Origin of the sequence: Burkholderia sp. WP9, assembly GCF_900104795.1 — a bacterium.
Lineage (GTDB): Bacteria > Pseudomonadota > Gammaproteobacteria > Burkholderiales > Burkholderiaceae > Paraburkholderia.
This window is the reverse complement of record NZ_FNTG01000001.1, coordinates 2,478,601-2,504,937: the sequence shown is the minus strand read 5'-3', so window position 1 is coordinate 2,504,937 and position 26,337 is coordinate 2,478,601. Positions and strand designations below refer to the sequence as shown.

26 protein-coding genes are annotated in these 26,337 nt (G+C 61.4%); 20 read left to right on the top strand and 6 right to left on the bottom strand.

Annotated elements, in window-relative coordinates:
* The first annotated feature begins 322 nt into the window (after positions 1–322).
* From BLW71_RS11145 to BLW71_RS11130, 4 genes are read left to right on the top strand one after another with little or no spacing between them, the layout of a single operon-like run.
* Positions 323–2,833, top strand: coding sequence for a type VI secretion system Vgr family protein (locus BLW71_RS11145; protein ID WP_091800707.1), 2,511 nt, complete (start codon positions 323–325; stop codon positions 2,831–2,833).
* A gap of 53 nt (positions 2,834–2,886) precedes the next feature.
* Entirely contained in the window at positions 2,887–5,784 is a 2,898-nt protein-coding gene (locus tag BLW71_RS11140) for a calcium-binding protein (protein WP_091796341.1), read from the top strand.
* Positions 5,785–5,799: 15 nt separating this feature from the next.
* On the top strand, positions 5,800–6,156 hold the full coding sequence (locus BLW71_RS11135) for a lysozyme inhibitor LprI family protein (RefSeq protein WP_091796339.1): 357 nt from the start codon (positions 5,800–5,802) through the stop codon (positions 6,154–6,156).
* A gap of 9 nt (positions 6,157–6,165) precedes the next feature.
* On the top strand, positions 6,166–6,417 hold the full coding sequence (locus BLW71_RS11130; protein WP_091796337.1) for a PAAR domain-containing protein: 252 nt from the start codon (positions 6,166–6,168) through the stop codon (positions 6,415–6,417).
* Between the two features lie 164 nt (positions 6,418–6,581).
* Here BLW71_RS11130 and BLW71_RS11125 read toward each other — a convergent pair whose 3' ends face one another.
* A complete protein-coding gene (locus BLW71_RS11125) occupies positions 6,582–6,788 on the bottom strand; it encodes a hypothetical protein (RefSeq protein WP_091796335.1) in 207 nt (68 codons plus the stop codon).
* Between the two features lie 344 nt (positions 6,789–7,132).
* Between BLW71_RS11125 and BLW71_RS11120 the strand changes: the two genes are divergently transcribed.
* Positions 7,133–7,717 (top strand): hypothetical protein, encoded by a 585-nt coding sequence (locus BLW71_RS11120; RefSeq protein WP_286161973.1) that lies wholly within the window; start codon positions 7,133–7,135, stop codon positions 7,715–7,717.
* Between the two features lie 178 nt (positions 7,718–7,895).
* On the opposite strand, the gene BLW71_RS11115 is transcribed toward BLW71_RS11120, so the two are convergent.
* The gene (locus tag BLW71_RS11115) at positions 7,896–8,915 is read right to left on the bottom strand and encodes a helix-turn-helix domain-containing protein (protein WP_091796331.1); all 1,020 of its coding nucleotides are present in this window, start codon (positions 8,913–8,915) and stop codon (positions 7,896–7,898) included.
* A 195-nt stretch (positions 8,916–9,110) separates the two neighbouring features.
* On the opposite strand from BLW71_RS11115, the gene BLW71_RS11110 reads away from it, so the two are divergent.
* From BLW71_RS11110 to BLW71_RS11085, 7 genes are all read left to right on the top strand, one after another.
* Positions 9,111–9,473: a hypothetical protein gene (locus BLW71_RS11110; protein ID WP_177205006.1), complete on the top strand. Its 363-nt coding sequence runs from the start codon at positions 9,111–9,113 to the stop codon at positions 9,471–9,473.
* 92 nt (positions 9,474–9,565) lie between these two features.
* A complete protein-coding gene (locus tag BLW71_RS41590) occupies positions 9,566–9,742 on the top strand; it encodes a hypothetical protein (protein WP_177205005.1) in 177 nt (58 codons plus the stop codon).
* Between the two features lie 43 nt (positions 9,743–9,785).
* Positions 9,786–10,052 (top strand): transposase, encoded by a 267-nt coding sequence (locus tag BLW71_RS11105; protein ID WP_091796329.1) that lies wholly within the window; start codon positions 9,786–9,788, stop codon positions 10,050–10,052.
* Positions 10,053–10,253: 201 nt separating this feature from the next.
* Positions 10,254–11,555, top strand: coding sequence for an NAD(P)/FAD-dependent oxidoreductase (locus BLW71_RS11100; RefSeq protein WP_091796327.1), 1,302 nt, complete (start codon positions 10,254–10,256; stop codon positions 11,553–11,555).
* The gene (locus BLW71_RS11095; RefSeq protein ID WP_091796325.1) at positions 11,552–12,406 is read left to right on the top strand and encodes a DUF1365 domain-containing protein; all 855 of its coding nucleotides are present in this window, start codon (positions 11,552–11,554) and stop codon (positions 12,404–12,406) included. Before BLW71_RS11100 ends, BLW71_RS11095 begins: the two co-directional genes overlap by 4 nt.
* A gap of 12 nt (positions 12,407–12,418) precedes the next feature.
* Entirely contained in the window at positions 12,419–13,630 is a 1,212-nt protein-coding gene (locus tag BLW71_RS11090) for an SAM-dependent methyltransferase (RefSeq protein WP_091796323.1), read from the top strand.
* 1 nt (position 13,631) lies between these two features.
* Complete coding sequence (locus BLW71_RS11085; RefSeq protein WP_091796321.1) at positions 13,632–14,144, top strand: chalcone isomerase family protein; 513 nt, start codon at positions 13,632–13,634, stop codon at positions 14,142–14,144.
* Positions 14,145–14,186: 42 nt separating this feature from the next.
* On the opposite strand, the gene BLW71_RS11080 is transcribed toward BLW71_RS11085, so the two are convergent.
* The 3 genes from BLW71_RS11080 to BLW71_RS11070 all read right to left on the bottom strand — a co-directional run bounded on the left by BLW71_RS11080 (position 14,187) and on the right by BLW71_RS11070 (position 17,770).
* Positions 14,187–15,257, bottom strand: a complete 1,071-nt coding sequence (locus tag BLW71_RS11080) for an alpha/beta hydrolase (protein WP_091796317.1) — start codon at positions 15,255–15,257, stop codon at positions 14,187–14,189.
* Positions 15,258–15,345: 88 nt separating this feature from the next.
* Entirely contained in the window at positions 15,346–16,671 is a 1,326-nt protein-coding gene (locus BLW71_RS11075; RefSeq protein ID WP_091796315.1) for an Nramp family divalent metal transporter, read from the bottom strand.
* Between the two features lie 121 nt (positions 16,672–16,792).
* The gene (locus tag BLW71_RS11070) at positions 16,793–17,770 is read right to left on the bottom strand and encodes a ferritin-like domain-containing protein (RefSeq protein ID WP_091796313.1); all 978 of its coding nucleotides are present in this window, start codon (positions 17,768–17,770) and stop codon (positions 16,793–16,795) included.
* A gap of 403 nt (positions 17,771–18,173) precedes the next feature.
* On the opposite strand from BLW71_RS11070, the gene map reads away from it, so the two are divergent.
* The 6 genes from map to BLW71_RS11040 all read left to right on the top strand — a co-directional run bounded on the left by map (position 18,174) and on the right by BLW71_RS11040 (position 22,673).
* A complete protein-coding gene (map, locus tag BLW71_RS11065; protein ID WP_091796311.1) occupies positions 18,174–18,959 on the top strand; it encodes a type I methionyl aminopeptidase in 786 nt (261 codons plus the stop codon).
* 172 nt (positions 18,960–19,131) lie between these two features.
* Positions 19,132–19,665, top strand: a complete 534-nt coding sequence (locus tag BLW71_RS11060; protein WP_091796308.1) for a GNAT family N-acetyltransferase — start codon at positions 19,132–19,134, stop codon at positions 19,663–19,665.
* Between the two features lie 341 nt (positions 19,666–20,006).
* Entirely contained in the window at positions 20,007–20,849 is an 843-nt protein-coding gene (gene minC, locus BLW71_RS11055; protein ID WP_091796306.1) for a septum site-determining protein MinC, read from the top strand.
* Between the two features lie 102 nt (positions 20,850–20,951).
* Complete coding sequence (gene minD / locus BLW71_RS11050; protein ID WP_006048490.1) at positions 20,952–21,767, top strand: septum site-determining protein MinD; 816 nt, start codon at positions 20,952–20,954, stop codon at positions 21,765–21,767.
* 14 nt (positions 21,768–21,781) lie between these two features.
* The gene (gene minE, locus BLW71_RS11045) at positions 21,782–22,036 is read left to right on the top strand and encodes a cell division topological specificity factor MinE (RefSeq protein ID WP_091796304.1); all 255 of its coding nucleotides are present in this window, start codon (positions 21,782–21,784) and stop codon (positions 22,034–22,036) included.
* A 325-nt stretch (positions 22,037–22,361) separates the two neighbouring features.
* Positions 22,362–22,673: a YXWGXW repeat-containing protein gene (locus BLW71_RS11040; RefSeq protein WP_091796302.1), complete on the top strand. Its 312-nt coding sequence runs from the start codon at positions 22,362–22,364 to the stop codon at positions 22,671–22,673.
* Positions 22,674–22,909: 236 nt separating this feature from the next.
* Here BLW71_RS11040 and BLW71_RS11035 read toward each other — a convergent pair whose 3' ends face one another.
* A complete protein-coding gene (locus BLW71_RS11035) occupies positions 22,910–24,436 on the bottom strand; it encodes a chloride channel protein (RefSeq protein ID WP_091796300.1) in 1,527 nt (508 codons plus the stop codon).
* A gap of 210 nt (positions 24,437–24,646) precedes the next feature.
* On the opposite strand from BLW71_RS11035, the gene waaC reads away from it, so the two are divergent.
* On the top strand, positions 24,647–25,651 hold the full coding sequence (waaC, locus tag BLW71_RS11030) for a lipopolysaccharide heptosyltransferase I (protein ID WP_091796298.1): 1,005 nt from the start codon (positions 24,647–24,649) through the stop codon (positions 25,649–25,651).
* Positions 25,652–26,187: 536 nt separating this feature from the next.
* Positions 26,188–26,325 carry a hypothetical protein gene (locus BLW71_RS41585; RefSeq protein WP_177205004.1) on the top strand — a complete coding sequence of 46 codons (138 nt, stop codon included), beginning with the start codon at positions 26,188–26,190 and terminating at the stop codon, positions 26,323–26,325.
* Positions 26,326–26,337 lie beyond the last annotated feature (12 nt).

Below are 26,337 nucleotides of genomic sequence, written 5' to 3'. Positions count from 1 at the left end.
GGTCATTTCGTCCTCATGGAGTCAACCGTGCTTTCCCATTTGACAAGGTTTAACCTCGCGCCAATATGGCGCGGGTTACCGGGTTTCGATAAAATCCGGCGTACGCCCAATGTGGCAATGTCACTGCCTGATTGTCACTTTATGCGGCATGGGTAATTGAATCTGAGAATATGCAAGTTCAGGATTCGCCTTTTCCTGCATGATTGGATTTAACGGACCTAATCCCCGAAGCTTTCGTCTTCGGGTGCCGTTATTTACGAAGTAAACAGGCTGGCCCGCGTTGAGTGGCGGCCGTATGCGTTTTCCATACACGGGGTTCGGCATGGCTTACGAAGTGCTGCAGGGTGCGCTGCGCGCTGGATATACGCAGGTGGGTCGGCTGAACAGGCTCGACACGCCGCTCGGCGAGGACTGGCTCGTACCGATGTACGTGAAAGGTTCGGCCCGCCTTGGGGGCAATTTCGAATTCACTGTCGATGCCGTGTCGGCGTATGGCGAAAAGATCAAGCTTGGCGCGCTCGTGCTGAAGGCGGTCACACTGTGGATTCAGCAGAACGACGGCAGCTATATGTCGATCCACGGTTACGTGCAGCATGCCCGTCGTCTGGGAAGCGATGGGCCAATGACGTATTACCAGATTCAGTTTTCATCATGGCTGAGCTTTCTCAAGCTCAGCAGTGACTGCCGCGACTGGCAGGAAGCTGACGGCAGGCAGATTCTCGCCGATGTGTTCGCCAAGACCCCGCAGGCGCAGGGCCAGTATCGCTTCGATCTGCGCTCGCCGATCCGCTCGTATTCGCAACGGGTCCAATGGGAAGACGACTGGAACTTTGTCTACCGTAGCATGGAAGAGGTCGGTATCTTTCCGCGCTTCGAATTCGCGAAGGATGGCAAATCGCACACCGTCGTCATCATGGACGATCTGTACTTTGTTCCGCCGTTGCCGGAACAGGTGGTGAAATTCAGCCGTTCGGGTACGAGCGAGGAATTCGATGGCCTGACACAGTGGAGTGAGCAGCAGGATACGCAAAGCGAAGCGATTACGACGAACACGTTCGACTACATGCGACCTGACCTGCCGAAGGAGGTTAGCTCCCCCGCGTTCAATCAGGACGAACTGCCCGCGCAGGGTGAGAAGTACATCTATACCGGCGGGTACTCGTGGTCGGACAGCGAGATGGGTGAGACGCAGGCACGCGTTCGCGCGGAGGAAATGGCAAGCCGCTCCAAACGGTACTTCGGCGTCGGCAGCCTGCGATGCGCGCTGCCCGGCTACTGGTACAGGCTCGATGGCCACCCCGTCCACGACAGCGAACCAGCAAACGAACGTGAAATGGCGATCATCGCCGTCGACTGGCTGATCCAGAACAACGTGCCAGATATCGAGGCCCTCGCGCGGTTCCCGCGGAGCCTGCGCGCCGAAATCGAGCAGGCGCGCGCAGCGGGCGCGGGATCGACCGTTCGCCACACGGACGGCAGTGCGGGATTCTTTCAGGTAGAGATCGAAGCACAGCGACGGCGCGTACCGTTCCGCAGCCCACTCACACATCAAAAGCCCGAGATGCATCTGCAGACGGGCATCGTCGGCACGCCGGACAACGAAGAAATTTTTATCGACTCACTGAACCGCTCGAAGGTCTGGTTCTCGTGGAGTCGCAAGGGTCGCAACGAACGTGCGTCGGCGTGGATACGCGCTGCGATGCCGGATGCGGGCCAGCAGCGCGGCGGCCATTTCGCCTTGAGGAAGGGAGACGAAGTGCTCGTCGGTTTCGTGAACGGCGACTGCGACAGGCCAGTGATTATCTCAAGGCTGCACGGGGGCGCGACGAAACCGGTCTTCCACTCGCACGGCCTGTTTTCCGGGCATCGCTCGAAAGAGTATGGCGGCGATGGTTTTAACGAAATCCTGATGGATGACGCCAGCGGGCAGAATCGGCTGAGTTTGTACTCAACGAGTTACAGCACTGGCCTTCACATGGGGTATCTGATCCAGCATACGGATAACACGCGCGGCCCGTTCATCGGGACCGGTTTCGATCTGAGGTCGGGAGCGTATGGCGCATTGCGCGCCGAGCAGGGCATGGTCATTTCGACGCAGCCTGTCGCAACGCAGCCGCTGAACGTGGCGGCGACCACCGGGCAACTGGCGGGCGCGGAGGCCGTCCTCGAAACCGTCTCCAAGTCCAGCGAAACGAACCGGGGCGAGAGCCTGCAGGACGGCCACGACGCACTCAAAACCTTCACCGACGCGACCCAGCACAGCGTGGCGGGCTCGGTAGGCAAGGGTGGCCGTACGGCGGGCGGCGGCACGGGCAACGCGAACGGCTTCTCGAAGCCTGTCATGGTGCTGTCCAGTCCTGAAGGCATTGCGGCGAGCACGCAGCAGTCGGTCCACCTGACGGCCGACGAGCATATCAACACCGTCGCGCGGAAGAACGTCATTCTAGCGGCGGGTAAATCTCTGCTTGCGAGTGTGATGGATGGAATCAGCCTCTTTGCGCAGAACCTTGGCATCAAGCTGATCGCGGCGAAAGGAAAGGTTGATATTCAGGCGCTCAGCGATGCGATGAATCTGCTCTCGCAACTTGATCTCAAGGTCGAGAGTGCGACGGGGCGGCTGGTTCTGACGGCCAAAACGGAAGTGTGGATTGGCGCGGGCGGTTCGTACATCAGCATCAAGGGTGCAGGAATCGAGAACGTCACGACCGGGCACATTCTGGAACGCTGCGCATCGTGGGACAAGCCGGGTGGTGCGAGTGCGACGAACCTCGACCCGTTGCAGGCGACCCCTGTTGCGACGAAGGGCGGCCGCGGCCTGAGATTTTCGGGTTGACCGAAAGCCGTTCAATGTACGTCACGCAGAAATAATAACGGGAACCGAGCCCCATGAGCAATTCGCATCACGGCGCGCATCATGCAGCGACCCCCCAGCAGGCCCCAGCTGCTCCGGCCGCGCCTGCCACACCTGCTGCACCGAACTACATTCCATTGAAATGGAGCTTTCCGTTCGCCCCCTCCAACAAGGATGACGGGGGCGATCCGATGACCTACATGAAGGCGCTCGGCAACGCACAGGGCGGTTTCTATCCGCTCGGCGCAAACGGTCTGTGGCATGGCGGGATTCACTTTGACGGACTAACGGCCAACGCACTGAAACAGGACGGCGGCATCCGTGCGATAGCGGACGGGGAAGTCGTCGCGTACCGGCTCAATTCGAAATATCCCGAACTCCAGTATCAGGACAAACGCACCTCGTTGTATTCGACGGGCTTCGTGCTGATTCGCCACAAGTTGCAACTTCCGCCGCCGCAGCCGAAACCGGATGCCGCTCAGTCGGGTGCGGCCAACGCGCAAGGAGGATCAGGTCCACAGGGGGCGTCGAGTACGCCCCCTGCTCCTGCTTCCCCCGGCACGGCAAGCGCCCCGGCAGCAGCGAGCACGCCGACAGCCCCTGCACCACCTAAGCCTCCTGCCGCAGACACGCTCGTGTTTTTCAGTCTGTACATGCACCTGATGGACCACGTCGCGTATCAACTGGCGATGGAAGTTGCGCAGGATTCAGGCTCAATGCCTGATGCAAACGCGCCGCACATTGAACCCATGCCTTACTGGGAGGGTGACCGGTACTACCGTGTAGGCGAGAAGGCGAAGGACAAGCAGGAAGTACCGAAGCCGAAGACGCCTACACCTGATGCGAATACCGACGAAATCGGGGCACTCATCAAGAACAATTTCCAGCTACCGGCGACGCAACCAGGTGACGCCGAGAGCACGCTACCTGTGGCGCCTGCTACCGGTATTCGCGTGCGCGATTCGGCAAACGGCAAGATTATCGGATTGCTGCCTGCGGGATCGGAGCTGACCGTCTCGGAGACCGAGAGATCCGACAAGCCAGGCTGGAAAAAAATTGCGACGATCAAAAGCGGTACCCCCGTCGGGCCAGTCGTCGGGCAGGACGCTTCGCCGCATGCACCGTACGGCTGGGTGTTCGTCAATGAACTTGATATTGTGATGGACCCCAAGCCGCTCGATCAGGTGGTGGTGCTCAAGACACCATTCCCCGTGAAGGCCGGTACGGTCGTCGGTCATGTCGGTCAGTATCAGGAATACACGGATTCGAGCGCCATGCCGCCGAAGCCCGCGCATCCGATGCTGCACCTCGAAACGTTCGCCGGGCCGGACTTGCAGGCTTTCATCGCAAGAAGCAAGGAGCGGGTCAAGCAGTTGCCGGAGATGAAGACATTTCTGGAAATCTCACCCGGTGCGATGCTGGTAACCGAGCTGCCAGAACGTGACCAGACGCTGCAACAAATCGGCCTGAAGCTGGTGCCGGTCGGCACCGCTCAGGGTTCATGCTGGGTGAAGGTCCAACCGAAGAGCGCCCCGCAAGCAACACCCGCTCAGGCGCATCCAGCCCATCCGGGCGGACCTCACCATCAGCAGGCGCAGTCGTTCGTAAATTTCGGGACGCCGTTATGGGTTGATGCGAGTGTGGCAGGCACGGTCACGACCGCTGTCGTGCAGGGCTGGAAAGACTTTCCGTTGAAGGTGGCGAATGCGAAGGGACCCGGTGCAGATTTCCGTGATGTATTCCGACGCATCGACCTCGACAAGCTTGGTGAGCAGAATGTCGCGAGGGACGATAAGGGTCAGCATTGGTGGAACATCACGATTGGCACGAAGGACGGTGCAACGCGTCAGGGATGGGTATGCGAGAAAGACCATCCACTTACGCGCATGTGCGGTCCGTGGGACTGGCCCGGCTTCGAACTCGTGGACAGCAGCAGCATCAAGCCGATCGACATGTTCAAGCGCTACCTGTACGTTACGCAGCAGTTGATCCAGGGAGAGGACGAATCGGAGTTCAAACCAAGCATGTCGCTGGTGAACGCTGGCGAACTCATCACGAAGCTGGAAAAGGCGATCGACACGAGTCGCGACGGCAAGATAACGGCGCAGGAATTGAAGGCCGCGCAGCAGGTGCCATGGCTCGCGGAGGCGCTTTCGCATCTGGTGGTACGTTGCGAAAGCGAATGGGGCGGAGGTCCAAGCAAGTGGGATGAACTGTCGCCGCTGATGAAGGAGCTATTGTGGCTCTGGAAAAGCGAGCTTGAGCGGATCGGCGAGCTGCAATGGTGGGAACAGGTGACGGGTGTCGAGGGGTTTCCGAAGGAGCCGACCCCGTGGCACTTTCATCCGATTGGGTTGATCGGGAATTTCATTAATTCGGTTGATAAAACAAGGCTTCTTGTATTATCCGAACAGGATGTGGATGATCTGATTAAAGTTACGGCAACCGAGGTTGCATTGAGCCTGGATGACGACAATTTGGGCAAGCAGGCCGGTGCAGTTGTCGACACTATTTTAAACCGCCGGATGTCTGGGCGCGAAAATTGGAGCACAATTAGAGGCGTAATTAACGAAAGGTGGCAATTTTCGGATATTAATGCTCCGAGACCAAGTGCTTATGGAAGCGTGCAGAATGTGCCTGACAGTCGGGTTTCTCCGAGAGTAAGGTCTCTGGTTGTCGCTCATTTACAAGATCGTGCTAACGGCGGTGTTTCCCTGGTTGGAAATAACCTGAGTTATGCAAATCCATATGCTTTAGACGAAGCCTCGGACGCAACAAGAGCATGGGTTGAAGATGTCATCCATCAAGCAAACATTAGTGGGTATAGGTATGGAGCGGGACATGCAGTTCATGTGCATGGGACAACGCAAGGACTGATGTCTTCTAGGCCAGAGCCTTATACGATAGAGCTTCCAGAGTCATACAATCGTTAGTCTGTTGAGGGTGTTATGAAAAAGATCATTTGCTTGATAATTTTGCTGTTGCCTTTGAGTTCATTTGCCAAGACGTGCGCCGACGGCGGGAATGTCTATGATGATTTAGCTTGCGCTGATCGCGCTCTGGATAGCTCAAAAAGAGATTTGAATGAGATTTATAAAAAAATATATGCATCTACGCAATACAAGGATGAGTTTGAGCAATCACAAAAGGCATGGCTTAATTACAGAGAGAAGCAGTGCAATGGTTATATTGCAGCCGAGGCCTCGCAATCTCAAGGTGCGGGTTCCGGCTTAATTACGAAAGACTGTCTTGTCGCGATCACTAAACAGCGGGTTGATTATTTGAAGACTCTTCTCGAGAAATAGCAGGTTGATATGATGAACCTTATCCGCGTCGACGATGACACCGACCACGGCGGCAAGGTGCTAACCGGCTCAACGACGATGCAGTACGAGGGCCGCTTCGTCGCGCGCAAAGGCGATCATGTGTCGTGTCCACGGCATCCCGATGTGTCGCCGAACGTAATCGAGGAAGGTGATACTTCGATGACCGACGGCGGCATCCCGATCGCGAGGGACGGCCATCGTGCCACATGTGGCTGCCACCTGATTTCGAGCTTGACATGACTGTGACTGTGACAGGATTAGTACCGTTCATTCGGTGATTTCGGGTTGATCGTACTAGTCGAGGCGTGCGTACTTACTCATAACGATATTGAACGCGAATATGTATATAAATATGTCGGTGACCTGCGACACGTGATGTCAAGATGAACATGCGGGTTGGAACGTCAAATCGCGATGTACAGCCCTTTCGCTTTTGCTGTGAGTCGTGTTGTTCTCCAATTGACTTCACGGTTGGCCTTCACGCCGGCCAGGGGAAAGACTTCACAGGGGCACGCCAAATTCGGGCTCATGGTCCCTTCGATGACAAGACGAATCTCGTGGACCTTCACCTCGATTTTCCAGTCAAGTTTGGCAAGTACATTATGGGCCATACCTCAGGCTCCTCCCCGGGCCAGTCACCACTCCACCTTCCCCAGCCGGTCAGCGGCAGTCACCATCGCGCGCGAACCACGATGCATGTCTCATGCGCATATCCACCACCCGTCGCACGCCGCGACATTCCAATATCTCCCTGGTTCATCCCGCAAACAAAGCGCCGTGCTCTCAATTTCTTACGCACTCGCCATGAGGCTTCTCCATGACCAATGTAAATATCCCGCTGCCGACCGTCACACACGACCCAACTGGAAATCGGAACGACTTCATACCGCAACCCCCTCCAGCAGTTCCCCCTGGCCGGTACTTGCACTTCGACGATCGAGGGAACTTGCGGAGCATGAGTAGCTTCGACGGCAACGGCCGGCATGCTCAGGAAACCATCGGTTCGGACGGGAGCAGGTACTTCGTCACCACCACCGATCACGACACGCAGTTCCATCTGATCAACCCCAGAGACCCGGCGACGGGAGACCGGCTCCACTACGACTTCACGATGGCCGGCGCCGACCCGCAAGGATCCGCAATTCCTCCCCCGAATCCGAAAGCCGGGTCACCGACCACCTTCACTCATTACGACAATGGCAAGGTGAAGGACATCTACGTACCGCAAGCGACTCCATCCGTTGCACCGGGCAAGTATGTGCAATTCGACAAGCAGGACGACCTGGCGGGCATGGATATATTTGATGGCAACGGCAGACACGTGTTTCAGGAAACCTTCGCCCCGGACGGGAGCACGTACGCCGTGATCAACGACGACAAGGGCTCGTGGATCCACCTGTTCTGGCCCAGGATTGATGCAAATGCGTCAGCCGCGAAAGGAGTCGAGGTGGACCTCAATTCGGGACGCGGTGTCATGGACTTCACGATACCCGGTCGGGACGCCGCCGAAAGCGGCACGCAGGCAGGCAACCGGCGTTGAACCAACGCGCCTGTTAGAGAATTGCCGTGGACCGCGATGGTCCGCTCAATCGGCGCCACGCGGTAGCGGTCGAAACGGAGGCACGCCGATGCGCACTCTGCCCGCATCGTCATCGAGAGAATTGCAGCTCAGCTCAACTCCGCTAAAGCATGGGCGGTTCTGACGCCCAGCCATCAAGTCACGCCGCCGAATAAAGCCGCTCGCATTCGCGCGTCACGACGCCGTAGCATTCGCAAACCTGCTGTTCCAGCGCGGCGCGGTCGATCACTTCAATGTGCCCGCGGTTATAGCGGATCGCGCCAGTCGCTTCCAACTGCTTCGCGATCTCGGTCACATTCCCTCGACGCACACCCAGCATGTTCGCGATCAATTCCTGCGTCATTTGCAATTCGCTGCTGTCGAGGCGGTCCAGACTCAGCAGGAGCCACCGGCAAAACTGCTGTGCAATCGAATGATGGCGATTGCAAACGGCAGTCTGAGCCATCTGCGTAATCAGCGCTTGCGCGTAACGCAGGAACAGTCGCCGGATATAGCCGCCGCGCGCGAACTCCTCTTTGGCGAACTGCGCGCTGAGACAGTACGCGTCCCCCGCGTTCTGGACGACCGCCCGATTCGAAACGGTGTCTGAACCCATGAAAACCGCCACGCCGAGCAGCCCGTCGTTGCCGACTACCGCAATTTCGGCCGACTCGCCGTTCTCCATGACGTGCAGCATGGAGATGATCGCCGTGGTGGGCAGATAGACCTGAGTCAGGCGCTCGCCAGGTTCATACACCACTTTTCCAAGCGGCAGGGAAACGGGAGTGAGGTGCTGCATGATTCGCTCCCGCTCCTCGTCGGGCAGGTGCGCGAGCAACTGGTTGGCCTCGCGTGGCGGCGGGACGTCGCTCGAAGGAGCGGCCGCGCGATCCCTTGCCTGCATGCCGCGCGACACACGCTCAGTCAGGACGAGATGCTGCTTCGCCAGTTCGTCGCGGTTCTGTTCGGGCAACAGGCTGAGCACCGCCGAGCGCAACTGGTCATGTCCTAGCGCATCGAGGATTTTGAGCTTCGTGAGCGTGCCCAGATCGCTCTTGCCCGTGCGCCATGCCGAAATCTGCGCGCGCGTCAGCCCGAGGCTTTCGGCCAGTTGAGCATCGCTGCCGAACTCGCCCAGCCGTTTCACGTCGTCGTACAGCGCGTGCCAATCGAATGTCATTGGATGCGGGCAGAAAGGATTGTCAAATACATTTGACGCAGGTAAGGTGGTATGAAATACTGCCTCACGATAGAAACGACTAAATAATCACGTAAAAGTGACAATAAGGGTTATAGCACAGGGTCACGCGCGCCATGTATGCAGCGTGTCGGCGGACCTGTCCAGCTTGCCTTCAGGGTTAACCGGAGCTTTCGCTTGAGCGAGTTCACATCGTATGTGCGGCTGCCGCATGCGCCGGCAGCCGACGTTTCCCTCACCATTGCCTCCGAAGCAATCGACAGCGCTCAGTTCGCCGCGCGTCAGGTCGAGTTCATACGCCACGTGTTCGGGTACATCGCTTATCTGCGCGAGCAGGCAAGAGAAACGCCGGTGTCCGACGCTTTCTTGCCGGCATTTGTCACGCTGCTCGAAGTGCTGCAGCTCAACGCGCCGGTCGAAGCAGATCAATGCGCGGCGCAGCTTATCCGGATCTTGAAGGTCACGTTTCCCGATCTCGATTTCGAAGCGGCACAGATTCTGGAACCGTCCATTGCGAACGGCAAACGGCCTGACGCATAACCCATCCTGGCGTTCGCGTTCCGTCATTCGGCCATAGCGGCGCGCGCATTAGCCAATCCCGTTTTCTCCCCTAACGGTGATGTGAGTCGCACATGGTCTCTCAAGATCAGGACGATAAACCTGGCGAAGTGAAAGCAGAGCGGCGCGGTACGCTTGCGTTTGCCAATACGACTTTCGACGATGTGCTGATCTGGGTAGGCACGGCCGCCGCGATCCTTCTCATGATGGCGTTCGTGGTTGGCGGTTGGTGTCTGGACAGAGCGATATGACGTGACGTCGCCAGGGCGTAAAGCATTTCTTGTCGAGTTCTAGATGCCGCATATTCCTTTATCAGACGAAGATTGGGCCAAGATCGAGCACCTGTTTCCCCATGTCGCGAAAACAGGTGTCGGGCGGCCACGGCGCGATCCGCGCGGAATTCTCAACGCGATATTCTGGATCACGCAGACAGGCGCCAAATGGCATCACCTGCCTGCGCACTATCCGCCTGCCCAGAGCTGTTACATCAAATGGCTCGAATGGAGACGAGCCGGCTTGATGTCGAAAGTCATGGAAACCTTGAACGAGACCGTCTCCTGACGCTGCAACAGGCGCCCACGGGCGCCGGCCGCGCCGATGCCCGGCAACTTCAGTAGAGGCCATGCCCGGCAACTTCGCTTGTCCGCAATTTGCCCCGCCTTTGCATCCAATTCCGCCCTCGCTGCGTAAATCCCCTCAAGGACGCGCAAGCCCCGCCACACTCCACTAACCGACCGCGCGCCCCCAACAGGAGACGCGCCCATGACCCATTCCGCACCGACCTCACCACTACCGCGCGGCTCGCGGGTCGCGGTCATCGGCGCCGGTATTTCGGGTTTGGCCAGCGCCTATCTTCTCGCGCGCAACCATCGTGTCTCGCTGTTCGAATCGGCCGGCTACCTGGGCGGCCACACCAACACAGTGGACGTCTCACTCGAAGGCCACACGCATCCCGTCGACACCGGCTTTCTGGTGTTCAACGACCGCACCTATCCGAACCTGATCGCGCTGTTCGATGAACTGGGTGTGCGCTCGCACCCGAGCGAGATGACCTTCTCCGTCTCGCTCGACGAAGGGCGCCTCGAATGGGCCGGCACCAGTTTGAACACGGTGTTCGCGCAGCGCCGCAACCTGTTTTCGCCGACCTTCATCGGCATGTTGCGCGACATCATGCGCTTTAACGGCAGCGCGCAACGCAACCTCGAACTGGCGACGCAAACGCGCGCGTCGATGGGCGAATTGCTGACGCAAGGCGGTTACGGCGGCGCGTTCCAGCGTCAATATCTGCTGCCGATGGCCGCCGCGATCTGGTCGAGCGCCACCGCCGATATCCTTGCGTTCCCGGCCACGACGTTCTTGCGCTTTTGTCTGAACCACGCGTTGCTGCAGGTGAACCGCCGGCCGCAGTGGAAGACCGTGGTCGGCGGCGGCCGGGAATATGTGCGGCGCATCGCCGGCACGCTCGACGATGTCCGTCTCGGCACGGCAGTGCGCGGCGTGCGGCGCGATGCCGACGGCGTGGACGTCTTCACCGACAGCGGCACCGAGCGCTTCGACGCACTGGTGCTCGCCACGCATGCGCCGACCACGCTGCGCCTGCTGGAAGACGCCGATCACGACGAGCGCGGCGTGCTCGGCGCCGTGCGCTATCAGCCGAACGTCGCGGTGCTGCACACGGACACGAATCTGCTGCCGCGTCGTGAGCGCGTGTGGTCGGCGTGGAATTACCTGGGCAGCCGCGGCGTCGACGGCACGCATCCGGTGTGCGTGAGCTATCTGGTCAATCAGTTACAGCCGCTGCCGTTCAGGACGCCGCTCGTCGTCACGCTCAACCCGGTGGCGCAGCCGGCGCCGGGCACCGAACTGCGCCGCTTCATCTACGATCATCCGCTGTTCGATCTGGCTGCCATCGACGCGCAGCACCGTCTGCCTTCACTGCAAGGCAAACGCCGCACCTGGTTCGCGGGCGCGTGGACGGGCTATGGTTTTCACGAGGACGGTCTGAAATCGGCGCTGCGCGTGGCCGCGGATTTCGATGCATCGCCGGCATGGGCCAAGCTATGAAACCGCCGAGCGATCACGACAGCGACGCCGCTCCAGCAGCCTGGCTTTTGACCGGCAAGGTGATGCACGAGCGTCTGCGGCCGAAGCATCATCGCTTCATCTACCCGGTGTTTTACGTGCGCTGCGATCTGGATCGGCTGAACTCGCTCGAGAGCGGCTGGTTCGGCATCGACCGTTGGCGGCCGCTCAGTCTCTATCAGCGTGATCACGGTCCGCGCGACGGCAGCGACCTCGCCACATGGATGCGCGCGCAACTATCGGCTGCCGGCATCGCGGAAGCGAACGGCCGGATCTGGCTGCAAGCTTTCCCGCGCGTGTTCGGCTATGCGTTCAATCCGGTCAGCTTCTGGTTTTGTCACGATCGCGACGGCCGGCTGCGCGCGCTGCTCGCCGAAGTGCGCAATACATTCGGCGAGCGCCACAGCTATCTGTTGAGCGCGGAAGGCAACGCGCCGATCACCGCCGACACGCGGCTCGTGTGCAGGAAAGTGCTGCACGTGTCGCCGTTTTGCCGCGTGGAAGGGGGCTACACCTTCCGCGTCAAGGAAGCACGCAACAGCGCGTCGGTCTCGATCGACTATCGCGACGCGGACGGTTTGCTGATCCGCACCGCACTGGGCGGCCGCCTGACGCCACTGACACGCGCGAGCGCGCTCGCCGCGCTGCTGCGCCAGCCACTGCTGACGGTTGGCGTGGTCGCGAAAATTCACTGGCAGGCCTTGCGCCTCGCACTCAAAAAAGCGCCGTTCTACGGCAAGCACCCCGCGCCGGGCCGTACCGCCGACGCGCCCACCGATCATGCCGCAGCCGGCCAACCCACCGCCGCTGCGCGCCCCGTTTCATCCGATTGAGGAGATTTCGTCATGGCGCTTTCAAGAACCCTGAGCGGGCACCAAACCGCCCCCGCGTCAGGCCGTCTGTTTCTCTCCTTGCTCGAAAGGATCCAGGTGGGGCATCTGGTCCTGATCACCCCCGACGGGCAACAACGAGTGTTCGGCGATCCGCATGCGGCGCCCGGCGCGCGCCTGGAGATGCATGACTGGCGCGCGTGCGGCGCGATTCTGCGCAAAGGCGATATCGGTTTCGCCGACGCATGGCGCGCTTTCTGGGTCGATACGCCCGACCTGGCCGCGCTGCTGCGCGTCGCGATCCGTAACGAGCGAGCGCTGCAACGCACGGTGTATGGCGGCTGGCTCGCGCAACTCTGGTACGGGTTGCGTCACAAGCTGAGGCCGAATACGCGCTCGGGCAGCCGGCGCAATATTCACGCGCACTACGATATCGGCAACGCGTTTTACGCGCAGTGGCTCGACCCGACCTTCACCTATTCGAGCGCGGTGTTCGACGACAATTTCCATCAATCGCTCGAAGACGCGCAGCATGCAAAATACCAGCGGATCATCGATACGCTCGGTTTGCGCGAAGGCATGCGCATTCTGGAAATCGGCTGCGGGTGGGGCGGTTTTGCGATGCACGCGGCACGCCTGGGCATTCATGTGCATGGCGTGACGATCTCGCCGGCGCAGCTCGAATTCGGCCAGAAGCGCGTGAGCGAAGCCGGCTTGAGCGAGCATGTGCAACTCGAACTGCGCGACTACCGCACCTTGACCGGGCAGTACGACGGCATCGTTTCGATCGAAATGTTCGAGGCGGTCGGCGAAAAATTCTGGCCGGCGTACTTCCGCATTCTGCGCGAACGTCTGCGGCCGGGTGCTCGCGCGCTGGTGCAAACCATCACGATCGATGACTCGCACTTTGCCGCTTATCGCGCGACGAGCGACTTCATCCGCGAGTTCATTTTCCCGGGCGGCATGCTGCCGAGTCCGCAGCGTTTTGCTCAGGCGGCGCGGCGTGGCAAGCTCGCCACTTCCACGTCGCTCGCATTCGGGCGCGATTACGCGGAAACGCTGCGCCGCTGGCGCGCCGCGTTCGAAGCGCAACTCGACACGATCCGCACGCAAGGTTTCGACGAGATTTTCGTGCGGACGTGGCGGCTGTATCTGGCGTATTGCGAAGCCGGTTTCGACGAGGGCCGCACGGACGTCATGCAGTTCGTCCTCTCGAAGGCGGACTGACGTGCGCTCGCTCGCGGCACTCGTGCTGGTGTTGTGGGCAAGCGCGGCCTGCGCCGACTGGCGCGCCGACGTAGAGACCGCGAAACTCGTCGGCGAGGGCGATTTCAGCGTGCTCGGCTTTCGGCTCTATCGCGCGCAAATGTGGAGCGAACGCGTGCCGGTCGATTACGATGAGCGCTTTGCGCTGCATATCGTCTACGCGCGCGGCATCACACGCGAGCGCCTCGCAGATACCGGGATCAGCGAGATCAAGCGCCTGGCGGGCGCACCGATTCCGGTCGATACGTTGGAGCGCTGGCGCGCGAACATGCTGCGGGCCTTCGTGGACGTCGGTCCCGGCGACCAGTTGAGCGCGGTGTTTCTGCCGGACAAGGGCGTGCGTTTTTATGCCGGCGAGCGCATGACCGACGAAGTCGACGATCTCGCGTTCGCGCGCGCTTTCTTCGGTATCTGGCTCGATCCGTCGACGCGTGCGCCCACTTTGCGCAAGCAATTGCTCGGCACGGCGCAGTAGCTTCGCGCTGCATTAGGTCACGGCTCACCGCACGGGCTGCGCTTATTCGTCGTGGCCCAAGTTGCTTTGCTTTTGGCAATCGGCGCCGCCAACGGGTGTCGATGCAGCCGGCAGACCGCCACACGGCGCCGTGGATGCTTTCGCGCGTTGCCGGCGTATCTGATAAACGTTGCTCTGCGCGATGGCAGAGGCGGGCAACGATTGCACACCGCCGGCAGCGTCATGCGAACGCCGCGCCTGATTCATCGCCTGTGCGTCGATAAACGCACTGGTATCGTCGAGCACTGGCGCAAAGCTCCGCAAAGGTCCCGCCATCGCGCCCACCAGCAGCGCATGCCCGACCCGCGGGTAGTGTTTCACTTCCACGTCCGTGTCGCCCGAAGCACGCAGCTTCGACGCGAGCCGGTCGGTGTTGCCCGGATCGACGGTCGTATCGCGCTGGCCTGCGGCGAGGAACATGGGTGGTTCATCGCCTTCCACGAAATTGATCGGCTGGCTCGCGGCGCGCAACGCGGGCGGGAAGATTTCTTCGAGCGTGGCGTCCTTCAGCGGCAGAAAATCATAGGGCCCGGCAAGGCCGATCACACCGCTGATGTCGCGCTTGCTCATTTGCTGCGCGGCGAGATAGCGGCCGTCGGTAGCGAGCAGCATGGCGATATGCGCGCCCGCCGAGTGGCCCATCAGAAAGATCCGCGACGGGTCGCCGCCGAATTCGGCCGCGTGATCGCGGGCCCAGCGCACGGCGGTGGCGGCATCGTCGACAAAGCCGGGGAACGCCGTGTCGGGCCACGTCCGATAATCCGCCACCACGGCGACGAAGCCGCGCGAGGCCAGCGCCGCGCCGACGAACAGATAGCTGCTGCGCGAGCCGTTCTGCCAACTGCCGCCGTAGAAGAACACCACCACCGGCCGGCCGTGCGAACCAGCCGGCGCCACGCCGGCGGTGGGCATATACACGTCAAGCCTCTGGCGCGGCGCATTGCCGTAGACAAGGCCGTTCTCGGCCCGAAAACTCTTGTGCGATACGGCGGCGTTGAGCACGCCTGCCGCGCTGCAGCCGCCGAGAGCGGCGAGCGCCAGCGCGGCGGTCAAGGTCAGCAGGCGTCGTGGCATGAGAGTAGGGTCCGTCCGAAAAGATTCGTTCGAACAATGTACGCAACAACCCCGCAACCGGATGCAGTCCTGCCAGGGTCCTACGGGCTCATCCGGCGTGAAACAGCGGCCACGGCGAAATGCCGGCCAGCTGCAGCAGCAGGATGAGATTGAGCGCCAGCACCACGATCGTGCCGAGCACGGCCGCCACGGTCGTCGCCCGGCGATTCCGGTAGCGGCCCATCAGATCGCCGCGCGAGGTGAACCACACCAGCGCGATCATCGGCACCGGCAGGGCGATGCTGAGCACCACCTGGCTGAGCACCAGCGCGCGCGTTGCGTCGACGCCGCAGGCCACCACCACGAAGGCCGGCACCATCGTAATCAGCCGGCGCGCCCACACGGGGATATGAAAGCCGACGAAGCCCTGCATGATCATTTGCCCGGCCATCGTGCCGACCACCGAACTCGACACGCCCGAGGCGATCAACGCCGCCAAAAAGAGCCCCGCAGCGGCGCCGCCCAGCAGCGGCGTGAGCGTGCGCCAAGCGGTCTCGATGCTGGCGATCTCCGGATGCCCGGCATGAAACGCGCTCGACGCCATGATCACCATCGCCATGTTGATCAACCCGGCCACGCCGAGCGCGGCCACCACTTCGATATTCGAGAATCGCAGCAGCCTGGCACGCTCGCCTTCGTTGCGCGGCTTCACGCGATTCTGCGTGAGCCCCGAATGCAGAAAGAGCACATGCGGCATGACCGTCGCGCCGATAATGCCGACCGATATCGTGAGCGCGTTGCTATCGGGCATGCTAGGCGTGAACGTATGCGCGACCACTGACGGCCAATGCACCGGCGCGATCAGCAGCTCGGCGAGATACGACAGTCCGATCACACCGATCAGCGCCGCGATCGCCAGTTCGAGCGGCCGGAAGCCGCGCTTTTCGAATTGCAGCAAGCCATAGGTGACGGCTGCGGTGATCAGCATGCTCGGCACCATGGGTAGATGCGTAAGCAACGAAACGCCGATCGCGCCGCCGACGAACTCAGCAAGATCGGTGGCCATTGCCGCGATTTCGCTGATGCCCCACATTGCGAGCACGTAGCGGCGCGGCAGCGCCGAGCGGCATAACTCGGCGAGATTGCGCCCGGTCACGAGACCGAGTTTGGCGGAGAGCGACTGGAACAGCATCGCGACGACGTTCGCCACCGCCACCACCCATAGCAGCGAATAGCCGTAACCGGCGCCCGCCTGAATGTTGGTGGCGAAGTTACCCGGGTCCATGTACGCGATCGACGCCACCACCGCGGGCCCCACGAACGGCAGCGCCGCACGCAGACCGCGGCGTCTTCCCGCCAGCGTTTCGCGAATGTCGAAACAGGCCTGCTCGGTGAGGGTCTGCGCCACGGCACCCTGACTGATCGCTTCGTTCATGACTGCTCCTGTACGTCGTCAAGCGTTCAAGGCAATGCAAATGAAGGCCGGCCAACGGGTGAGCGCGATCGTCATCGCGGCAACCCGTTGCCGATGCAACCGGCCCGTCAGGCTACGTGTTTCAGGCGCTCATGTTGAGCGAACCGTTCACGCCATTCGGGAAGAAGCCACCTTTGGTCGCCGCCGAACTCGTCAGATAGACGATGTTGAGCACGTTGCTGTAATTGCGGCTGAACGCGAGCCCGTTGGTGTCGAGCGGCACGATGTTGGACGTGCCGGCGGTTGTTCCCGTGATGCCCTGATCGTCGTGGCCGTTGTGGTCGAGGCTGTCGCGTGCGGCAGAAATTGCGTTGGCGGCGGTGACGAGACTTGTCATGTCGATCCCTTTCGAATACAGCACGGTTCGCACCAGGCCGGCGTGATAGGCCTCGGCCGCGAGAATGCCGGCCGCCGCCTCGAGGAACGTCTTGTTGGTGATGAGCGGCGAGGCGCCTTTATAAGCCGTCACGCCGACGTCTTCGAAAATGAACGCGCCGAGCAGGAAGTTGTTGTCGCTGGCATACGGATTGAACGCCGTGCCCGCGGGTACGAGTCCCGCAGCGCGCGCCGCGTTTGAGAATGCGCCGTTCGGATCGGTGCCGCCGATGTCGATCGAGGGCATGGCAACCGCCGCCGACCCCAACGCGCTGCGCAGGAAGGTGACGTGCTCGCGCTCGTCGTTGGCAATCTCGTTGGCGTACGCTTTGACAACCGGATCCTGGAACGGCACCTGCTGCCCCGCGATCACCGTGCCCATCGTGCCGACACCGGTGGTCATGCTGGCGGCGAGTCCGGCGCCCGTCGTCGCGTACGTATAGAACTGCGATTCGAGGTACTCCAGGTTCAGCGCGAAGTTCAGGATCTCCGCATCGGTCGGCGCGCTCTGGGCCGACACGCTCGATCCCGAACCGCCGCCGCACGCGCTGATCAGCGTGCCGCCGACGAGTCCCAGACTCAAGCCTCCGGCGTTGCGAAAGAACTGTCTACGTTGCAGGCGCCGCTCGACGCGTCGATCGAATGCATCAATAAGGGATGCTGATTTATTGCTGGACTCCGACATGGCGATGCTCCTCAAATGGTTCGCTGTCAGTGCCGCGGTCTTGTGCCGAATACGCGTGGACAAAGGCCATCCACGCGATGCAACGACGCAAATCGCGGACGCAAAGAGGCCCCCGTTCTTCTGAGAAGAACTAAACGATGCAGGGAGAAGAGCGAGTCCTCAAACGCCTTTACGGAACGAATCTGCCGCTAGATGCAAACCTCGCAAAGGATTTCTGTGTGCGTTCGCAGCATGATGTGCGCTGAGGGTGGCAAGCGGTAGCGGCGGCGTGTCTTGCCGCGTGACAGTTGTGCTTCAGCGCGGCCAGTTTCGCGCGGCTCGCGCAAGCCCTGCCGCGATCCTCTGTACAATTGGCCGATCGATTGAACATCGACCTCCCATTCGACCCATATCGACCGAATTCATGGCCATTACCTACAAGACTCCCGACGACATCGCCAAGCTGCGCATTTCCGGCCGCCTCGCGGCCGACGTACTGGCAATGATCGGCGAGCACGTCAAGGCCGGTGTCTCCACTGACGAACTGGACGCACTGTGCAACGACTACATTGTCAATACGCAAAAGTCGATTCCGGCAAATGTCGGCTATTTGGGATTTCCCAAGACCGTTTGCACCTCGGTGAACTCGGTGGTGTGCCACGGCATTCCGAATCGCGGCGAGATCCTGAAAGACGGCGACATCATCAATATCGACGTCGCAATCATCAAGGACGGCTACTTCGGCGACACGAGCCGCATGTATTGCGTGGGCCAGCCGAGCACGGTGGCGCGCCAGTTGATCGACACGACCTATGAAGCGATGCTCGCCGGCATCCGCGAAGTGAAGCCGGGCGCGACGCTCGGCGACGTGGGCCATGCGATTCAGAAGATCGCGCAGCGCGACGGCTTCTCGATCGTGCGCGACTACTGCGGGCACGGTATCGGCAAGGTCTACCACGAAGATCCGCAGGTGCTGCATTACGGCCAGCCGGGGCAGGGCGTGCGTTTGAAGCCCGGCATGGTCTTCACGATCGAGCCGATGATCAACGCCGGCCGCGCCGGCACGGCCGTGCAGCGCGACGGCTGGACCGTGGTCACCAAAGACCGTTCGCTGTCGGCGCAATGGGAACACATGATCGCCGTGACCGAAGAGGGCTACGAACTGCTGACGCCGTGGCCGGACGGCACCGGCAGCTACGAAGCGCCGTGAGCGTGTGAAGGTCGTGCCACCTCTGGCCGCGAGGCCGAGGCGGGCGCGCGAAATGCTGCGGAGTTTGTCCAGGGCTCCGTGCGTGCTCCCCACAATCCGGTAAAGAATGATTTGACTCTCGCGCCGGTTCGGTTAAAGCTACGCCTTAGGGTTTCAAGGGGTTTTCGTCTGCATGAGTCCGTCATTGACCGTTCGCCGTATCGCCGCTGATCAGGGCGCCGTTTTCCGCGAACTCCGTACCGCGTCGCTGCGAGAGGCACCGTATGCCTTCGGCGCCACGCTCGAGGACGCGTTGTCGGCCGACGCCGCCAGCTTCGACACCACCGCCGCGGATCATGCGGTTTCCTTTACCGTCACCACTTTCATTCTTTACACCGAGGGCCATCCGGCCGGACTGATCGAAGCGCATTTCGACGACACCGCGGCGCGCCGCGCGTTCGTCTGTGAGTTGTGGGTGGCGCCGGCCGTGCGTCACCTGCGTGGCGGCGAGTTGCTGGTCGATTCGGCCGCCGCGTGGCTCGCGAATGAAGGCGCTACCGAAATTTACGCGTGGGTCGCCGACGCCAATCGCAATGCCATGCGCTTCTACGAGGCGCTCGGCTTCGGTCCGACCGGCGAGCACCGGCGTGTGGCACGTGCGCCGGATCAGGCTGAGAGTTTGCTGGTGCGCCACGTGCCAACCACCTCGCAGGTGTTTCAGCAGTGATCCCGCGAGCGGCGCGTCAGCCTGCCGCTCGATTCCCATTCGTGTCTTCTGAGCGCGCGTCGCCGGGTCATCGGGGTGAAGCGCGGTCTGCGTGGTCGCCGTGTTGACCCTTTCACGGGTCACCTCGTTGCCCACCTCGGTGACCTCTTCACGGGCCACGTCGTTGTCCACCTCGTTGGCCACCCCAGCGGCCACCTCGTTGCCTGCTGCAAAGCCGTGGCGGCTCTACCGGATGGGCTGCCCATGGCCGCATCCTCATCGCGTCGGTCCGCTCTCCCGGCAAAAAAGCTGGCCGCGCGCGTCGACGCCTGTAAAATACGCAAAAATTTTTGCCGAACGCTATGTCGCCCAAGAAATCGCCCTTTTTCGAACTTCGCAGCGGCTCTGTCGACACGCTCCTGTTCGTGGTCAAGACAACCGACCTCGACGCCATGCGTGCCGAATTGACCCGGCGCTTCGAGGCGACCCCTGAATTTTTCGCTAACGACGTCGTCGCAATCGACGTGCGGCGCCTCGCCGAGAACGAACGCGTGCCGCTCGCCGACATCGCGCAACTGCTCGACAGCGTGCGCATGCGGCCGGTCGGCGTGGTCGCCAACGCGCAGCAGGCCTGGGCAGCGGAATCCGCGTTGCCGCTGCTCGAAGCACGCGACCGCCGCGGCGCCGCCGCTAAATCCGCTGACGAAGACAACGCCGCCGCTGCGGCGCCGGCTGTTACCGCCGCAACGGCCACGCCGCCGTCGGACCTGTTCGAAGCCGCCGCGCTCACGCCGGAAGGCGGCACGCCGGCTTCGGCCGCCGCCGTCGAGCCGGCTCCCGCCGCTGAGCCGGTGCGTCTTGCCACTTCGTCGCAAACCATGGTGGTGGACAAGCCGCTGCGCTCCGGGCAACGCATTTACGCCAAGGGCGACCTAGTCGTGCTCGGTCTCGTGAGTTACGGCGCGGAAGTGATCGCGGAAGGCAACATCCATATTTACGCGCCGTTGCGCGGCCGGGCACTGGCCGGTGTGCAGGGCAATCACGACGCGCGCATTTTCTGCACGTGTCTCGAACCGGAACTCATCTCGATCGCGGGCATCTATCGAACGACTGAGAACCCGCTGCCGGCCGACGTGCTCGGCAAGCCGGTGCAGATCTGGCTCGAAGAAGAGAAATTGATGATCGAACCGCTGCGGCTCACGTAATCGACGTGAAGCGTGCTGCCTCGATCCATTGCGGCACGCGGCGTTTCACGGCAAATATGGCCGCACATAATTGATGAATTTGACGAACACAAGGTAAGGGTAATGGCAAAAATCATTGTGGTGACTTCGGGCAAGGGTGGCGTGGGCAAGACGACCACGAGCGCGAGTTTTGCATCAGCCCTCGCTCTGCGTGGCAGCAAAACCGCCGTGATCGACTTCGACGTCGGCCTGCGTAACCTCGACCTCATCATGGGTTGTGAACGCCGCGTGGTGTATGACCTGATCAACGTGATCCAGGGTGAAGCGAACCTGAACCAGGCGCTCATCAAGGACAAGAAGTGCGAGAACCTCTTTATCCTGCCGGCCTCGCAGACGCGTGACAAGGACGCGCTGACCATGGAAGGCGTCGAGAAGGTCATCAACGACCTGATCGCGATGGACTTCGAATTCATTGTTTGCGATTCGCCGGCCGGTATCGAATCGGGCGCGCTGCTCGCCATGCATTTCGCCGACGAAGCGTTGATCGTGACGAATCCGGAAGTGTCGTCGGTGCGCGACTCGGACCGCATTCTCGGCATTCTGTCGTCGAAGACCAAGCGCGCGATCGAAGGCAAGGAGCCGATCAAGGAACACCTGCTGATCACCCGCTATAACCCGAAGCGCGTCAGCGAAGGCGAAATGCTGTCGCTCACCGACATCCAGGAAATTCTGCGCATCGACCTGATCGGCGTAATTCCGGAATCGGAAGCGGTGCTGCACGCATCGAACCAGGGCTTGCCGGCGGTGCACCTGGACGGCACCGACGTGGCCGAAGCCTATAAAGACGTCGTGTCGCGTTTCCTCGGCGAGCAGAAATCGCTTCGCTTTACCGACTACCAGAAGCCCGGGCTGCTGCAGCGCCTCTTCGGCACCAAGTAAGGGGAGCGCACGTAATGTCGATTCTTTCGTTTTTGCTGGGCGAGAAGAAGAAGTCCGCGTCGGTAGCGAAGGAACGCCTGCAGTTGATCATCGCGCATGAGCGCGCCGGCGGCCATGCGCCTGCCGATTACCTGCCTGCGTTGCAACGCGAACTGGTGGCCGTGATCTCGAAGTACGTGAAGATTTCCAATGACGATATTCGCGTGAGCCTCGAACGCCAGGACGATCTCGAAGTGCTCGAGGTCAAGATCGAAATACCGCAGGCCTGATTGTTCAAGGCCTGTCTCTTCCCGCAGCCGGTTTCATGTGACGCGCTGCGCGCTTCGTTGCGTTGCGTCTGGATGACGTAACGCGCGGTGGCGCGCGAGCGCGCCGGCTCGCGCCGCTACGCTGTTCCTCTTCGTTGTTCCGGCTGCCTCGGTCATTGGATTCGCATGCAAGTACGTTGGCTGCTTTGGCGCGGGCGTTTGCCGTGCGTCGAAATAATCCGTTGCACTTCAGCGTGCGGCGTTACACGCCCACAGTCAGCCGCTGCGTCCCCTCACGCATTAAACCGGTAACGCCGCTTTCGGTGTTCACCTACAGAGGGACAACATGAACAAGACCTTTCGTTTGCTGCTCGCCAACACCGTATTGATCGCTGCCGGCGCGGCCTCCGTGGCCTCGGCGTCGGCCGCGGAAGTCGTCGTGATCGCGCCGTCCGCGCCGCCGCCGGTGCGCTACGAAGCGGCGCCGGCGCCGCGCGTCGGCTATGTGTGGGATCGCGGCCATTGGCGCTGGGACCATGGCCGCTATGTGTGGATTGGCGGCCACTGGCAAGCCGAGCGCGTCGGCTATCACTGGGTGCCGGGCCACTGGGTCGCGCACGGTCCTAACTACCACTGGGTCGAAGGCCACTGGGCATAACGCCACGGGCTTGAATCATGCGCGTCGCGGCACGCCAGATGCCGCGCGCACCGCTCCTTCCATCTCGACGACGCAGGCGCCGTGTACGCACTCGGCGTAGCGGCAGCCCGCGCGCTTCAGGAAACCCTTGTGATGAAAAAGAATCTGCTTCTGATAGCCGTTCTGGCGGTCATGCTGGCCGGCTGTGTCGTCGTGCCGGGCCGGCCGTTGTATGTGCACGCGCCGGGTGTTGTTGTCTACTGACGCGGTGCGGTGTTGCCCTTGCCTTCGGTGCGAGGGTCTTCGTCGACTTCCGCGTTGCTCGAGCCGGGCGCAAGGGCTTCGGGTGCTTCGGCTCCGGGTGCTACGACTTCGGGCGAATTGGCTTCAGGTGCTTCGCCTTCGGGTGCTTTGACTTCAGTCGCTTCCACTTCAGGCGTTCCGACTTCAGGCACTTCCGGCACCGATACGGGCGCCGGCTGCGGCAGCGGCGCCATATAACGCGCCGCCAGCGACTCATACAACGGCGGCGCGAACACCCGCGACACGCGGCTCGAAATCAGCGCAGTGGCCATCAGCGAGATCACCAGCGCATGGCCGTTGATCATCTCCATCACGATCACGAACGAGGTGATCGGCGATTGCGTGACGGCGGCCAGATAGCCGACCATGCCGAGCGCGATCAGCATGGGTAAATCCATCGAGCCGAACACCCCGTGCAGCAGATTGCCGAAGCCCGCGCCGATCGACAGCGACGGCGCGAAAATGCCGCCCGGAATGCCCGGCAGGTATGAGCTGACCATGGAGATCATCTTCATGAACGGATAGAACACCGACAACTGCGCGTGCCCGTCGAGCAAGCCGCGCGCTTCCGCGTAACCGCTGCCGAAAGTCGTGCCGCCCGACATCAGACCGACGACCGCGATGACCAACCCGCACAGCGCCGCGAACGTAACGGGACGTTCGCTATGCAACTGACGCAGCGGCTCCGGAATCCAGCGCGCGGTGTTCAGCAGCAGCCAGCCGAACGCGCCTCCCGCGAGGCCGGTGACGACCGCCGTGAGCAGCACGGCAAGCGCCATCAGATCGGGGAAGTGCGCGCCGATCTGAATGGTGCCGAAATAGGTGTAATTGCCGTTCAGCCCGAGCGCGATCACGCCGGCGATGATGATCGCGGTAATCAGCACGCCACTCGTGCGTGCCTCGAAACTGCGCGTCAATTCCTCGATCGCGAAGACGATCCCGGCGAGCGGCGTGTTGAACGCGGCGGACAAGCCCGCCGCCGCGCCGGCCAGCACCAGTTGCCGTTCGATCAATGCGTTCGAGCGCGGATAGAGCCGCCGCAGATTGAACATCAGCGCGGCTCCGACCTGCACGGTCGGACCTTCGCGGCCAATCGTGAAGCCGCCGAGAATCGCCAGAAACGACACGGCGATCTTGCCGAACAGAATCGGAAACGACAGCAGCCGCGCGCCGTATTCGCCGGGTTTCGAGTGAAGGATGGCGATGACCTGCGGAATGCCGCTGCCTTCGGCACCGCGGAAAAACTTGCGTGTGAGCCAGACGGCCAGCGCGCCGACAGCGGGCGTGACGATCAGTGGCGCCCACACATGCTCGTGTTGAAGCAAGCGGAATTCGCCGTAACCCCAGTCGATCAACCTCGCGTACAGCACGGCGACGAGGCCGACGGCGATCGCGCCGAGCCAGAAGACGCCGTATTGGCGCCAGAGTCGTCGTGCGCGGCGAACGATGCTGGACGAGCGAAGCGGAAGTGGCACGGACATGGGCGAGTGCTGGCGCAAAGGGGCCAGTATAAGGCGCGCGAGGCCCATAAATCGGTGTGAAAGTATTTTGAAATGGTGTAAAAGGCTGCGTGTATGGCTCCGACGTAAGCCCCCGTATTAATGACCGACGTCCGCGCTGCGCGGTTCGGTAAAGGTTGTCCCTTCCGTCGGCTAAAATGTCTTGATGTTCGAACAACTCACAGGTCTTCAATGAAGCGCGTCCTTATCGTCAAGGTCACTTCACTCGGCGATATCGTGCAGGCTCTGCCCGTCGTCGCCGATATCAAACGCGCGTTTCCCGGCGTTCAGGTGGATTGGGCCGCCGACGAAGCATTCGCCGAAGTGGTGCACTGGAGCGTGAACGTGGACCGCGTGCTGTGCGCGCCGTTGCGCCGCTTCAAGAAAGCGCGCCGTTGGGCCGATTTCAAATCGATCTGGGCGTCCATCGCCGAATTGCGCGCGTATCGCTACGATTTCATCATCGACATTCAGGGCGTGTACAAGAGCGCGATCATCGCGTTTCTGGCACGCTCGTCGCGGCGCATCGGTTATCAGGCACCGGACCTGGGAGAGCGCGGCGCCGCGTTCGCTTATACCGGGCGCTTCGGCCGGCGTCCGAAGTGCAACGCGTGGCATGGCATGCGGATCAACGCGGGCGAGGCGCTCGGCTATCAGATAGAAGGGCCGGCGGTGTTCAAGCTGCGTTTGCCGGAGGCTGGGAAGCTGCCGTTCGCATCGACCGGTAAGCCGGTCGCGGCGTTCTTTCACGCCACGTCGAAAGACGACAAGAAGTGGCCCGTGGGCCATTGGGTTGCAATCGGCCGCGAGTTGACGCAGCGCGGTTTTCAACTGGTGTTGCCGTGGGGTTCGGAAGGCGAGCGGCTCGAAGCGGAGCAGATCGCATCGCAATTGCCGGGCGCGACCGTGTTGCCCAAAATGAGCGTCACCGAAATCGCGCAGATGATCGACGCGTGCGCCCTCGTGATCGGCACCGACACCGGCTTCGTGCATCTCGCGCATGCGCTGCAGAAGCGCACGGTGATGATCTTCGTGGCGACCCCGCCGGCGCACTACGGCATCGAATCGCCGTTCCGCTCCATTTCGATCGGCGACGGCAAGTCAGTGCCGTCCATCAGCGACGCGCTCGAAGCGATTGACTACGTTCATACCGAGCCGCATGACGTGGCCGTGCAGCACGGCTCGACCGCTGCCTGAGCGCAGCGTGCGCGGTTTTTCTCACGCAATCGTTTGCTCGAAAAGAAAAGAGGCGTGACTTACAGTGCCCAAACCAATGAGCGCTGCCTCGTAACGCCTCCAAAAAACGCCCGCGTCGGGGAACAGCGGGCGGAGAGGAATCGTCGCAACAGGCGCCGCGCATTACACGCCTGTTAAATCTGTCGCTTTTCGTTGAGTGCCTAATTGCCTACGCAGCTAATTCGCGCGTCGTGCGAAGGCGTTACCGCTGTGCATTCGTTTCGCCGCAAGCCGGGTCGCGTTTGCAGTTTGCATTGCGTATGCGCTGCCAGCAAGGGCCGCGCCGCCCCGACACATTCAAACCAGTATAGGCGGTGTTTTCCTCTGATGTGAATTCGTCTGGAGCCCACACGGAACGCAGTGTGTTGCAGGCGACGATCATGTAACACCTTCGTGATCTTCCCTTACAAATGGCAACGCTTGCGCGAGGCGCCGTCGTGTCCAATCGAGTCATTCGGGGTTTCGGCTCGAATGAATCTGACTCGATGGAGAACAAAATGAAACGTTTAGTCTTGAGCCTGATCGCAGGCACGCTGCTCGCAACGGCACTCGGTGGCTGCATCGTCGCACCCGCACCCGGCTACTACGGCGGTGGTGGTGGCTACTACCATCACGGCGGCTACTACTACCGATAAGGTTTCCTGCTG